This is a genomic window from Blautia segnis (assembly GCF_014287535.1).
Lineage (GTDB): Bacteria > Bacillota > Clostridia > Lachnospirales > Lachnospiraceae > Blautia_A > Blautia_A acetigignens.
In genome coordinates, this window is sequence record NZ_JACOOT010000029.1 from 25,626 (window position 1) to 38,976 (window position 13,351).

Here is a 13,351-nt window from a genome sequence, read left to right on the forward strand (position 1 = left end):
ATTTCGAAAACAAAAATCCGAATCCCCATTTTAATCGAAAGGGGTTCGGATTTTTTGCATTTTAAATATATAATTGTGGATCGTGTATCGGGATATGATCAGTCTTCTTGGTTCTCATCGGTCTTTTTGCGTTCCGGCAGCCAGATATGAACCAGCTCAATGCGGTTCTTGTCGAGGGCTTCTACAACCAGCCGCATACCGTCTTCCAGAGTGACGGATTCGCCTTCACGGGGCAGGCAGTCCAGCTGCTCGATAATGTAGCCGCCGACGGAATCATAGTCTTCCGATTCCAGTTTGGTTCCAAGGGCTTCGTTCAGGTCGCTTAACTTGGCAGAACCAAGCACCTGATATTCTCTTCCAGGCTGGATTTCACAGATCGGCTCTTCTTCATCCTCGTCATACTCATCCCGGATCTCCCCAACAATTTCTTCCAGCAGGTCCTCCAATGTGACCAGTCCGGCTGTGGAACCATATTCATCCAGTACAATGGCAAGGTTCACGGAAGCCTTGCGCATCTCCATCATCAGATCTGTGGTACGCTTATATTCATAGGTAAAATAAGGCTCACGGAGAATTTTCCGGATGGAAAACTGCTCATTCTCCGGGTAGAGAAGCAGATCCTTGATGTTGATAATCCCGATTACATTGTCTGTATTGTCCTCATAAACTGGGAAACGGGTGTGCATGTCTTCCTTGAAAATATCCATCAGCTCCTGGTAAGTGGAGTTTACCTCAATAAAGGTCATGTCAATTCTGGGAATCATCACATCCTTGGCGGCAGAGTCACCGAAATCAAACACATTGTAGATCATCTGCTTTTCTTCCCGCTCGATCACGCCGTTTTCCTGGCCTACATTTACCATGGAACGAAGCTCGTGCTCGGTGATGGTGTCCCTCTTGGCATTGGGATCAACACGGAGAACAAAAAGAATGCCGTTGGCTAATTTCCCTACAATGTAGATGACAGGGGTGAGCACCACCATCAGTGCATAAATCGGTCTTGCATAGGTAAGTGCCAGGTCATCGGCCTTAAGGGTGGCAATGGTCTTGGGGGTGATCTCGCCGAAAAGCAGCACTAGCAGAGTCATAACACCTGTGGCGACACCGATGTACATGCTTCCGAACACCTTCATAGTAAAGGTAGTGGCAAGGGAAGATGCCGCAATGTTTACAATATTGTTACCAATTAATATGGTGCTGAGCATCTTGTTGGAGTTGGAAATAACCTTCTCTAACGTAATGGCCCGCTTGTTCCCCTGCTCTGCAAGGGAATGGATCCGAATGCGGTTGGCAGCTGTCATAGACGTCTCCGCAGAGGAAAAGAAGGCGGACAGCAACACCAGAATCAGTATGGTGACCGCCTGTATAGGGACACTTGAATCCAAACTATATTCACTCCTTTTTGATAATTATAATAAGAAAAATATACATGATTCAGTGGGAAAAAGCAAGGAAAAAATGTTGGCAATAAATGACTTTAGGAAAACATCCGGACTGGAAGACAAACGAAAAAGCCAGCTTTAACAAAATGTAAAAGTATATGTAAAAAAGTAGAATTTAGGGGTGTCGAAAAAACGGGAACTGTGTTATAATTCGATTTGGTAGAAAATAAAATAAAATGTTACAAAACATTTACAAAAGAGTAAAGATTTGATATAGTATAAATATGGGCGCAAAAAAACATAAATGTTCTGCCGGATCAGGCAGAAACACACCGTTCCATTGATGATAAATATAATTTTATATATACATACAACAGAGGTGCCAGGATGAAGAAGAAAAAAAACGTTATGTACAGAAAAAGTGTATCACTACTTGCAGCAGCTGCCATGACAGCAGTGCTGATGACAGGACAGGTTTATCCGGTCCTTGCAGAAATTGGAAATATTGAAGCGAATCTTGAGACATCCAGTCTTATTCCAGATAATGTAACCATTGACCAGCCGGCAGCCCTTTCTCAGGTGGCACTGCCAAAGAGCGACTACGGAACTCTTTCCTGGGCGGATGGAACCTTCGTACCGGATAAGAGAGTGCAGGCCTGCGAAGTAATCTTTAAGCCGGCTGAGAATGTAGATCTTTCTTATCTTCCGGGATGGGATGCCCAGAAGAAGGTTGTCAAAGGCACCGTCAATGTTGTGGTAAGCAGTCTGGAGGATACCGCTGATGATACTCAGGATTCATCAGACACGGCAGAGACTCCGTCTGCCGGGGAATCCCAGGAGAATGGTTCTTCTGATACCCAGGCTCCGGCAGAAAATGCAGGAGAAACCCAGAACCCGGAGGAAGCAGCCCCTGCGGAAACACCGACAGAGACTCCAGCAGAGACTCCGTCCCAGGAGCCAGCGGCAGAGAACCCGGATGTTCCGGCAGCTTCCGACAGTACAGAGGATACCGGGAACTCCGACAAAGCTGACCAGCCGGAGAACGCTGATACCGCAGAGAAGGCAGGAAATACCGCAGACGATCTTTTAAAGGATGCGCCTGTTACAGAAGCTCCGTCCGCTGCAGATGCAATCCTGCCAGATGAGACAGAAGCTGACAATGCACTGACAGCTGCTTCCGGTGAAGAGACCAAAGAGGACACCTCCGCTAAGATTACAGAAGCAGCTGAAGAAGACAGCACACCGGATCAGGCCGAAGAACCTGCAGCTTCCGAGGTGCCGGCAGAGGATACCGCCCAGAATGAAAGCGCAGGCGGAATGCTGAACGATAAATTCGGAGACCTTATGCCAGGAGCAACTGTGCTGGATGAAGTGGAGCCATCTGAGAATACGGACGAAGCTACAGAGGAAGATACTTCTTCCGATGAGAAAAATATTTTTGACAATCCGGCAGATTTCACTGTTTCTGACACGAGACCGAATACCGCAGAGGACGATCTGACAGAGGAAGAGCAGGCTGCAAGAGCCGCAGAGAACCATACCTGCGAGGGCATTACCGTATCTGGCATTGACCTTCCGTGGTATGTACAGTTCCAGGTGGAAAGCGGCGAGAGCTACGAATTCAAGAACGAAGAGAAAGCCAATATTTTCCAGTCCTATGAGTTTAAATTATGGGATCTGAAGAACAATACCGAGTACGAGATTCCGGATGGCCAGTATGTAAGTGTTACCATTCCGGTAAAAGAGGGCTATGAGTATTCCATCGAGCATCTGCTTGCCAACGGTGCAACAGAGACAATCGTTCCAAGCGTGAATGGAAGCACAATGGTATTCAGTACCCATTCCTTCAGCCCATTTGGAATTGCAGGCTTCCGCCCGATCATCGGAGATGAGATCGCCAACGGCGCTTATGGAGATAACGGAACTCCGACTCCCACACCTACCGTGACTATCAGCGGAACACCGACACCATCCCCATCCGTTACCGGAACCGCAGGTGCAGGAATTGGTGGAACAAGCGGAACGACTGGTACAAACGGAACCACAGGAACCGGCACTGATGGAACAGCCGGAACCGGAACAGACAGCAGCAATGGCGGTTCAGCATCCAGTACAATTGGCACAGCTGATAATTCCGGAAATACCAGCACATCTGGAAACACAGGAAATACTTCCGATGCAAACAGCACTTCCGGAAATAGTGGAAACAGCAGCACAGGAACTGGCGGAACCTCTTCTGCAAACGGAAGCAGTTCCAGCAATGGAAACAGCCAGTCCTCCGACAGCACTGCAAACAATAACGGACAGATCCAGACATCCAACGCAGTTAAAACCGGTGATGAGACTACAGTCCTTCCATTTGTCCTTCTGCTGATGACAGCAGCTGGAATGGTGGCAGCCGTATTTGGCATCCGCAGAAAAGAAAATGAATAAAAAGAAAATGAATAAGCTTACAGGCGAATAACCACAGCAGCCCTCCCATATATTCCATATAGGAGGGCTGTTTTTATGAAAGTAAGAGCGATTTTGAGATCACTGCTTTTTTCTTATGCAGTAACAGGAATTTTCCTGCTGCTTCTGGCGTTTCTTCTGTTTCAGTTTGACTTGGGGGAAAAGCCGGTATCCGCCGGGATTGTGGCGGTGTATATCCTGTCCTGTCTGCTTGGAGGCTTTATGGCAGGCAAAATCATAAGAAAGGACAAATATCTCTGGGGAATCCTTGTAGGAGTCTTTTATTACCTTCTTCTGATTACGGTCTCCTTTGCGGTAAAAGGCAAATGGGATATGAGCCTGATGCACGCTGTGACCACATTTTTCATGTGTCTTGGGGGCGGCGCACTGGGAGGAATGCTTTCGTGAAAAAAATACTTTAAAAATAAAAAAAGATATGATATACTAGGCGAAGATAATATACATAAGGAGGCTATATCATGCAGCATATCAAAACATTAAATACAAAGAATCTGCAGAACACTGTAAAGAAGGGCGGATGCGGCGAGTGCCAGACATCATGTCAGTCCGCATGCAAGACATCCTGTACAGTAGGAAACCAGAGCTGCGAGAACAAATAAGTAGGAGACATTTCTATTTAAAGCAGCTGGAAACGTATGTAAGCAGCGGTGTAACAGCCGCTGCTTATTCATGCAATAGGAAGAAAGGATATAATAACATGAGTCTGATTCACCGTTATCAGAACAATGGCTATAACATTGTGCTGGACATTAACAGCGGATGTATCCATGTTGTGGACGAGGTCACCTATGAAGTGCTTCCTTATATGGAAGAAGGCCTTGACGCAGCAGCCATTGTAGGAAAACTGGGAAATCAGTTTTCAGAGGAAGATATTAGGACATCAGTGGCAGAATGTGAGAAGCTGAGGGAAGAAGGCATGCTTTTCACAAAGGATGTATACGAGAATGCCATTGATGCATTTACAAAGAACCGTCAGACAGTGGTGAAAGCCCTCTGCCTGCACATTGCACATGACTGTAATCTTGCCTGCCGCTACTGCTTTGCAGAAGAAGGGGAATATCACGGAAGACGTGCCCTTATGTCTTTTGAGGTGGGCAAGAAGGCATTGGATTTCCTTATCGCCAATTCGGGCTCCAGACACAATCTGGAGGTTGACTTTTTCGGCGGCGAGCCGCTTATGAACTGGCAGGTTGTAAAAGACCTGGTAGCATATGGCCGCGAGCAGGAGAAAATCCATAATAAAAAATTCCGTTTTACCCTTACCACCAACGGCGTCTTGCTCAATGATGAGGTAATGGAATTCTGCAACAAAGAGATGGAAAATGTGGTCCTCAGTGTTGACGGCCGCAAGGAGGTTCATGATTTCATGCGCCCGTTCCGCAAAGGTGCCGGCAGCTATGATCTTATTATGCCTAAGTTCCAGAAGTTTGCAGAATCCAGAAATCAGGACAAGTATTATGTAAGAGGAACCTTTACTCATCATAACCTTGATTTCTCCAAGGATGTGCTTCATCTTGCAGATCTTGGCTTCAAGCAGATTTCTGTGGAACCGGTGGTAGCTGATCCGGCAGAGGAATACGCACTTCGTGAGGAGGACCTGCCGAAGATTATGGAAGAATACGATCTCCTTGCCAAAGAGATGATCAAGCGCGAGAAAGAAGGCAAAGGCTTTAACTTCTTCCACTTTATGATTGATCTTACCGGTGGTCCATGTGTATATAAGAGACTTTCCGGATGCGGAAGCGGTACAGAGTATCTTGCCGTAACTCCGTGGGGAGATTTTTATCCTTGCCACCAGTTTGTTGGTGAAGAAGAATATCTGATGGGAAATGTAGACGATGGACTTGTAAGGACAGACATCCAGAAGGAATTTAGCGGATGCAATGTTTATACCAAGCCAGCCTGCAAGGAATGCTTTGCAAGATTCTACTGCAGCGGCGGGTGTGCAGCCAACGGATATCATGCTCATCAGGATATCAGAAGTAATTATGAAATCGGATGTGAACTCCAGAGGAAGCGTGTGGAGTGCGCCATCATGATAAAAGCCGCACTGGCAGAAGACTGATAGCTCTTCGCCAGCTGCGAAGATTTCTGTCAGCCCTGCTTTTGCGAAAAACCAAAAAGAAGGGACAGAACAATGAAAAAATCAAGAGGAATCTTAGTCCTGATTCTGACTGCCATCATCACAGTGTTCTTCTGCTTTACGGCTGCAGTAGGTATTGGTCCTACAGGAACCGGAGCTGCAAAGAACATTAAGACCGGACTTGATCTGGCCGGTGGTGTGAGCATTACCTATCAGGCAAAAGACAGCGACCCAAGCAGTGAGGACATGAAGGATACTGTCTACAAGCTGCAGAAACGTGTTGAACAGTACAGCACAGAAGCACAGGTATACCAGGAAGGCTCCGACCGTATCAATGTTGAGATTCCAGGTGTAACAGATGCAAATGCCATTCTGGAAGAACTTGGCCAGCCAGGTTCCCTTTGCTTTATCACACAGCAGGATGAGGACGGAAACGCAAACTTCCAGACTGATGCTAACAGCGAGACCGGATACTCCCTGGCAAGAAGCCTGGATGAAATCCGTGAGGCAGGCTGTGTGGTACTGGAAGGTACTGACGTGGCAGATGCTACAGGCGGTGCGATCCAGCAGCAGAATTCCAGCAGCAGGGAATATGTAGTTGACCTGACTCTTACAGATGAAGGAAAGACCAAATTTGCAGAAGCTACCCAGAACAATGTAGGCAAACAGATCGCCATCATTTATGATAACGGCGTATTAAGTGCTCCAAGAGTAAATGAAGCCATCACAGGCGGTAAGGCACAGATCAGCGGTATGGAGAGTGTTGAGAGAGCGCAGGAGCTTGCTTCCTATATTCGTATCGGTTCTCTTAGCCTTGAGCTTACAGAGCTTCGTTCCAGTGTTGTAGCAGCACAGCTTGGTGAGGAAGCAATTTCCACCAGCCTTATCGCAGGTATGATCGGTCTGATCATCGTCATTTTGTTCATGATCATTGCTTACCGTGTACCTGGTGCGGTTGCAGGCTTATCCCTGATTTTCTATACAGCAACTATTCTGCTTACCTTAAATGCATTTGACATTACCCTTACGCTTCCGGGTATTGCAGGTATCATCCTGGGCATTGGTATGGCAGTAGATGCCAACGTTATTATTTATGCACGTATCCGTGAGGAAATCGGCGCAGGCTCTACCGTGCGCGCCGCAATCAAAGCCGGATTTTCCAAAGCATTTTCTGCAATCTTTGACGGAAACATCACAACTCTGATCGCAGCATTCGTGCTGATGTGGCTGGGTACCGGTTCTGTTAAGGGCTTTGCTTACACTCTGGCACTTGGTATTGTGGTTTCCATGTTCACAGCACTGGTATTCTCCAGACTTGTGATTAATGCATTATATGCAGTCGGAGTACGTGATGAGAAATTTTACGGAAAGACAGAAGAGAAGAAGGTTATCAACTTTGTTGGAAAGAGAAAATTCTGCTTTACTCTTTCTATTATCCTGATTCTTGCAGGACCGGCAGTCATGCTGATCCACAGTACAACAGGCGGAAAAGCCCTGAACTACAGCCTTGAGTTTTCAGGCGGTACTTCTACCAATGTTACCTTTAATGAGGATCTGGACATTAAGACCATTGATTCTGAGGTTACACCTGTTGTAGAAGAAGTAACAGGAGATAAGAATGTACAGCCTACCAAGGTTGTTGGAACCAAGCAGGTTATCATTAAGACTCGCGCATTGACTCTGGATGAGCGTGAAGCTCTGAACAAGGCACTTGTGGATAAGTTTGATGTAGATGAGTCTCTGATCCAGGCAGAGAGCATTTCCGCTACTGTCAGCAATGAGATGAGAAGAGATGCAGTAGTTGCCGTTATCGTTGCTACTATCTTCATGCTTCTTTATATCTGGTTCCGTTTCAAGGATATCCGCTTTGCGGGCAGTGCAGTACTTGCACTCCTCCATGACGTTCTGGTTGTCCTTACCTTCTATGCGATTTCCAGAATTTCCGTAGGAAATACCTTTATCGCTTGTATGCTGACCATCGTTGGTTATTCTATCAATGCTACAATCGTTATCTTTGACCGTATCCGTGAGAACCTTCACGGAAGCAGACGTCTGGATGAGATTGAGGAAGTGGTCAACAGAAGTATTACACAGACACTTACCAGAAGTATTTATACTTCCCTTACTACCTTTATCATGGTAGCAGTTCTTTATATCATGGGTGTTTCTTCTATCCGTGAGTTTGCTGCACCATTGATGGTTGGTATTATCTGCGGTGCATATTCTTCAGTATGCATTACAGGTGCACTGTGGCTGGTAATGAAAAAGAAAATCGGCGCAGGACAGGATACTGTGAAAGCTGCAGCGGCTGCAGCACCTGCTAAGAAGACAGCACAGAGTGCAAATACACAGAGTGCTCCGGCTTCCAACGCACAGGCTCAGCCGAAGAAGAAAAACCGCAAGAGAGTTCAGGAGCGTCTTGCAGCACAGGAAGCTGCAAAGAATGCCGAGAACAGTTCTTCCGAAGAAAATAAATAAAAGAGATGTTAAGCCGGGACAGGCGTGAAAACCTGTCCCGGCTTGCTTTTTATCCGGATTCATATTAAAATTGCGTAAGACCATATGATACGAGGAGAAAAAGAATGGAAAAATGGGTAGTAACCGCGAAAAAGGCTGATTTCCAGGGAATTGGCAGGAAATATGGGATTGATCCGGTAATTGCAAGGATCATCCGCAACAGAGACATAACAGGTGATGAGGCTATAGAAGAATATCTGAATGGAACCCTGGCAGATATCCCCTCCTGGAAACTTCTGAAGGACATTGACAAGGCCGTGGAAATCATTTCCGGGAAAATAGATGCAGGAACCAAAATGCGGATTATCGGGGATTACGATATTGACGGAGTGACAGCTACCTACATTCTTTTGAAAGGCTTTAAGCGCCTTGGAGCAAATGTGGACACTTACATTCCAGATCGTGTGGCAGACGGCTATGGAATTCACGACCATCTGATCAAAAAAGCTATGGAGGACGGCATCGACACCATTGTGACTTGTGACAATGGCATTTCCGCATCAAGCCAGATCACCTATGCAAAAGAACTGGGGATGACTGTGGTGGTGACCGACCACCACGAGGTGCCTTTTACTGATACCGAAGAAGGAAGAACTTACATCCTTCCCCCGGCGGACGCCATCATCAATCCCAAGCAGGCAGACTGTACATACCCCAACAAAAATATCTGCGGGGCTGTGGTAGCCATGAAGCTGGTTTTTGCCCTTTATGAGAAATACAGGCTTCCGGAAGAAGAAAAAGAAGATTTCCTGGAGCCTGCGGCAATCGCTACAGTGGGGGATATTATGGACCTTCAGGGAGAAAACCGTATTCTGGTAAAGGAGGGACTTGCCCGTCTGCCTTTTACCAAAAACAAAGGCCTGAAAGCGCTGATCCGGGCCATCGGCCTGGAAGACCAGAAAATCACCTCTTACGACATTGGATTCCGTCTTGGCCCCTGCATCAATGCCAGCGGCAGACTGGATACCGCAATGCGCTCCCTGGCACTTTTACAGTCGGAGGATGAGGAAGAGGCTGCAAAGCTTGCGGGAGATCTGAAAGCCCTGAACGACAGCCGCAAGGCCCTGACGGAAAAAGGAACGGAGAAAGCCTACAAGCTGATCGAGAGCAGCAACCTGAAAAACGACCGGGTAATGGTAGTATTTTTGCCGGAATGTCACGAAAGCCTTGCCGGAATTATAGCTGGAAGAATCCGGGAAAAGTACCATAAGCCCACCTTTGTCCTTACAAGAGGGGAAAAGTCCTTAAAAGGCAGTGGCAGATCCACGGAAAACTATTCCATGTACGAGGAACTGGTGAAATGTGACAGCCTTCTGGTACAGTATGGCGGCCATCCTATGGCAGCAGGCCTTTCCATTGAGGAAGAGAATGTGGAAAAATTCCGCCAGACCTTGAATGACAACTGCACCCTGACAGAAGAGGACATGATTCCCAAAATCGTAATCGATGTGCCTATGCCTATTTCCTATATTAACGAAGAACTGGTAGAGCAGCTCTCCATTCTGGAACCTTTTGGCAAGGGAAACACCAAGCCTCTTTTTGCCCAGAAAAATCTTCGTGTTTTAAAAGTGGGAATATATGGAAAGACTCAGAATACAGTGAAGCTGCAGCTGAGGGACCCGTCCGGTGCTGTGATGGACGGCCTTTACTGGGGCGAGGCGAAGGAATTCGCGGATTTTGCCAGGTCTCATGAGACCATTTCCGTGACCTATTACCCAAGGATCAATTCCTATATGGGAAGAGAATCTCTGCAAATTGTTATACAAAATTACTGCTGATCAGTGAATAATCATGTAAAACCACGAAAAATGCGGTATTTGCAGGGAGCGTGTCGGTTTGACATTGATTCTGTATGTAAAAAGTGGTATACTGAAAAATAATTATGATGCCGGGGGTGGCTGCTGCTTTCCCCACATCCCTATATCTGAGGAGGCTCTTTATGAAAAAAATAGAGGAATATGTAAGAAGCATACCGGATTTTCCGGAACCGGGAATTATTTTCAGAGATGTGACAAGTATCCTTCAGGATGCAGACGGACTGAAGCTTGCAATTGATTCCATGCAGGACTGCCTGAAGGACGTTGATGTAGATGTGATCGTAGGTACCGAATCCCGCGGATTTATTTTTGGAATGCCTATCGCATACAATCTTCACAAACCATTTGTTCCAGTCCGCAAGAAAGGCAAGCTTCCATGCGAGACCATTTCCGCAAGCTACGATCTGGAATACGGCAAGGCAGAGATCGAAATCCACAAGGATGCCATCAAGCCAGGCCAGAAGGTTGTAATTATCGACGACCTGATCGCTACAGGCGGTACTGTTGAGGCTGCTGCCAAGCTGATCGAGCAGCTTGGAGGAGAGGTTGTGAAAATCGTGTTCCTGATGGAGCTTGCAGGCCTTGAGGGACGTAAGAAACTGGAGAAATATGATGTGGCTTCCGTAATCCGCTACGAAGGCAAATAAATGGATGAGTCTGTTTCGCCAGATGCCTGTCATGGATCATGAGGGCAAATGCTGACGCAGATAGTATAGAAACAGGCAGGTGTAAATTATGGCTGATGTTATTACAGAAAGGGGCGGGACACCTGAAATGTCCAAGGAGGATATGGAGAAGCTGGAGTCTGTGAAGAAGGCAGATGCAGCTGTGAAATCCATGCACGACTTTACAAGCCCTGAAGTATTATATAATGAGCTGATCGCCAGCATTAAGAAATATCATCCTTCTACAGATATTACGCTGATCCAGAAGGCATATGAGACTGCGCGGGAGGCCCACAAGGACCAGAAAAGAAAGTCCGGGGAGCCTTATATCATTCATCCGTTATGCGTAGCAATTATTCTGGCAGATCTGGAACTGGATAAGGAGACCATCGTTGCAGGACTTCTCCATGACGCTGTGGAGGATACCTGGATGACCTGCGAGGAGATCACCAAGGAATTCGGGCCTGAGGTGGCTCTTCTGGTTGATGGCGTGACCAAGATCGGACAGCTGTCCTACTCCACAGATAAGGTGGAGATGCAGGCAGAGAGCCTTCGCAAGATGTTTCTTGCCATGGCCAAGGATATCCGTGTGATCCTGATCAAGCTTGCAGACCGTCTTCATAACATGCGTACCCTTCAGTATATGACTCCTGCGAAGCAGAAGGAGAAGGCAAGGGAGACCATGGACATCTATGCGCCCATTGCCCAGCGTCTTGGTATTTCCAAGATCAAGGTAGAGCTGGATGACCTTTCCCTGAAATACCTGAAGCCGGATGTGTACTACGATCTGGTTGAGAAGGTAGCCCTTCGCAAGAGCGTCCGAGAGGAATTTGTGGGCAATATTGTGAAGACTGTGAAGCAGCATATGGTGGAAGCAGGCATCAAAGCACAGGTAGACGGACGTGTGAAGCATTTCTTCAGCATCTACAAGAAGATGGTGAACCAGAACAAGACTATTGACCAGATCTACGATCTGTTTGCAGTGCGTATTCTGGTGGATACCGTGAAGGACTGTTATGCGGCTCTTGGCGTGATCCATGAGATGTATAAGCCCATTCCGGGACGCTTCAAGGATTACATTGCAATGCCTAAGCCAAACATGTATCAGTCCCTGCATACCACTTTGATCGGACCAAACGGACAGCCTTTTGAGATCCAGATCCGAACCTTTGAGATGCATAAGACTGCGGAATATGGTATTGCTGCACACTGGAAATATAAAGAAGCATCTGACGGCAAGGCCTCTTCCGGCAACCGTGAGGAAGAGAAATTAAACTGGCTGCGCCAGATCCTGGAGTGGCAGAGGGACATGTCCGACAATAAAGAGTTCATGAGCCTTCTTAAGAATGACCTGGATCTGTTTGCGGACAGTGTATACTGCTTTACCCCGCAGGGAGATGTAAAGACCCTTCCCAACGGTTCTACCCCTATTGACTTTGCGTACAGCGTACATAGTGCTGTAGGAAACAAGATGGTAGGCGCCCGTGTAAACGGCAAGCTGGTTCCCATTGAGTACCGGATCCAGAATGGTGACCGTATTGAAATCATCACTTCCCAGAACTCCCAGGGACCAAGCCGTGACTGGCTGAAGGTGGTAAAGAGTACCCAGGCGAAGAACAAGATCAATCAGTGGTTTAAGAAAGAGCTGAAGGAAGATAATATTCTGAAAGGCAAGGAAATGCTGGCTCAGTATGCCAAGAGCAAGGGCTTTAAATTTGCCAACTATGCCAAGCCTCAGTATATGGATGCGGTTCTTCACAAGTATGGCTTCCGTGATTGGGATTCCGTGCTGGCGGCCATTGGACATGGCGGCCTGAAGGAAGGCCAGGTATTTAATAAGCTGGTAGAGGCTTATGACAAGGAGAATAAGAAGAACCTTACAGATGAGGAAGTTCTGGAGGCAGCAGCTGCAGAGAATCAGGATAAGAAGCATCACATTAAGAGCAAGAGCGGCATTGTAGTGCGTGGAATCCATGATGTGGCAGTGCGTTTTTCCAAGTGCTGCAACCCGATCCCTGGAGACGAGATCGTGGGTTATGTCACAAGAGGCCGCGGGGTTACCATTCACAGAACAGACTGCGTCAATGTGATGAATATGTCTGAGATGGACAGAAGCCGTCTTCTGGAGGCAGAGTGGCAGCAGCCGGAGACCAAGCAGGATGAGCATTACATGGCAGAGATCAATGTGTATGCCAACAACCGTACCGGTCTTCTGGTGGATATCTCCAAGATCTTTACCGAGCGCAAGATCGATATCCGCAATATCAACTGCCGCACCAGTAAGCAGGAGAAGGCGACGATTTCCGTAAGCTTTAACGTCAGCTGCAAGGAGGAACTGAACTCTCTCATTGAGAAGATCCGCCAGCTGGAGAGCGTTTTAGATGTGGAGAGAACTACAGGCTGATGCCGTGAAAG

9 protein-coding genes are annotated in these 13,351 nt (G+C 47.1%); 8 read left to right on the forward strand and 1 reads right to left on the reverse strand.

All coding sequences use genetic code 11. The annotated features are described in order from the left end of the window. Positions 1–98: 98 nt before the first annotated feature. Positions 99–1,385: an HlyC/CorC family transporter gene (locus H8S54_RS12245; RefSeq protein WP_117854400.1), complete on the reverse strand. Its 1,287-nt coding sequence runs from the start codon at positions 1,383–1,385 to the stop codon at positions 99–101. Positions 1,386–1,769: 384 nt separating this feature from the next. Here H8S54_RS12245 and H8S54_RS12250 point away from each other — a divergent pair, with 384 nt between their 5' ends. The 8 genes from H8S54_RS12250 to H8S54_RS12285 all read left to right on the forward strand — a co-directional run bounded on the left by H8S54_RS12250 (position 1,770) and on the right by H8S54_RS12285 (position 13,340). Further along, positions 1,770–3,815, forward strand: a complete 2,046-nt coding sequence (locus H8S54_RS12250) for a hypothetical protein (RefSeq protein WP_117854399.1) — start codon at positions 1,770–1,772, stop codon at positions 3,813–3,815. 75 nt (positions 3,816–3,890) lie between these two features. After that, entirely contained in the window at positions 3,891–4,241 is a 351-nt protein-coding gene (locus H8S54_RS12255; protein WP_021926838.1) for a TIGR04086 family membrane protein, read from the forward strand. Positions 4,242–4,312: 71 nt separating this feature from the next. Continuing rightward, positions 4,313–4,453 (forward strand): six-cysteine ranthipeptide SCIFF, encoded by a 141-nt coding sequence (scfA, locus tag H8S54_RS12260; RefSeq protein WP_021926839.1) that lies wholly within the window; start codon positions 4,313–4,315, stop codon positions 4,451–4,453. A 98-nt stretch (positions 4,454–4,551) separates the two neighbouring features. Then, positions 4,552–5,919: a thioether cross-link-forming SCIFF peptide maturase gene (gene scfB, locus H8S54_RS12265; RefSeq protein ID WP_186901579.1), complete on the forward strand. Its 1,368-nt coding sequence runs from the start codon at positions 4,552–4,554 to the stop codon at positions 5,917–5,919. A 72-nt stretch (positions 5,920–5,991) separates the two neighbouring features. Beyond that, positions 5,992–8,415, forward strand: coding sequence for a protein translocase subunit SecD (gene secD, locus H8S54_RS12270; protein WP_117854398.1), 2,424 nt, complete (start codon positions 5,992–5,994; stop codon positions 8,413–8,415). Positions 8,416–8,519: 104 nt separating this feature from the next. Next, positions 8,520–10,232 (forward strand): single-stranded-DNA-specific exonuclease RecJ, encoded by a 1,713-nt coding sequence (recJ, locus tag H8S54_RS12275; protein ID WP_186901580.1) that lies wholly within the window; start codon positions 8,520–8,522, stop codon positions 10,230–10,232. A 161-nt stretch (positions 10,233–10,393) separates the two neighbouring features. After that, a complete protein-coding gene (locus H8S54_RS12280) occupies positions 10,394–10,918 on the forward strand; it encodes an adenine phosphoribosyltransferase (RefSeq protein ID WP_021926843.1) in 525 nt (174 codons plus the stop codon). Between the two features lie 88 nt (positions 10,919–11,006). Beyond that, positions 11,007–13,340, forward strand: coding sequence for a RelA/SpoT family protein (locus tag H8S54_RS12285; RefSeq protein WP_243000355.1), 2,334 nt, complete (start codon positions 11,007–11,009; stop codon positions 13,338–13,340). The last annotated feature ends 11 nt before the right edge of the window (positions 13,341–13,351 follow it).

Excerpts from the sequence above, each read along its gene's own strand:
- H8S54_RS12255 (WP_021926838.1), top strand. The coding sequence starts at position 3,891 with ATGAAAGTAAGAGCGATTTTGAGATCACTGCTTTTTTCTTATGCAGTA.
- scfA (WP_021926839.1), top strand. The coding sequence starts at position 4,313 with ATGCAGCATATCAAAACATTAAATACAAAGAATCTGCAGAACACTGTA.
- H8S54_RS12285 (WP_243000355.1), top strand. The coding sequence starts at position 11,007 with ATGGCTGATGTTATTACAGAAAGGGGCGGGACACCTGAAATGTCCAAG.
- H8S54_RS12280 (WP_021926843.1), top strand. The coding sequence starts at position 10,394 with ATGAAAAAAATAGAGGAATATGTAAGAAGCATACCGGATTTTCCGGAA.
- H8S54_RS12250 (WP_117854399.1), top strand. The coding sequence starts at position 1,770 with ATGAAGAAGAAAAAAAACGTTATGTACAGAAAAAGTGTATCACTACTT.
- recJ (WP_186901580.1), top strand. The coding sequence starts at position 8,520 with ATGGAAAAATGGGTAGTAACCGCGAAAAAGGCTGATTTCCAGGGAATT.
- scfB (WP_186901579.1), top strand. The coding sequence starts at position 4,552 with ATGAGTCTGATTCACCGTTATCAGAACAATGGCTATAACATTGTGCTG.
- secD (WP_117854398.1), top strand. The coding sequence starts at position 5,992 with ATGAAAAAATCAAGAGGAATCTTAGTCCTGATTCTGACTGCCATCATC.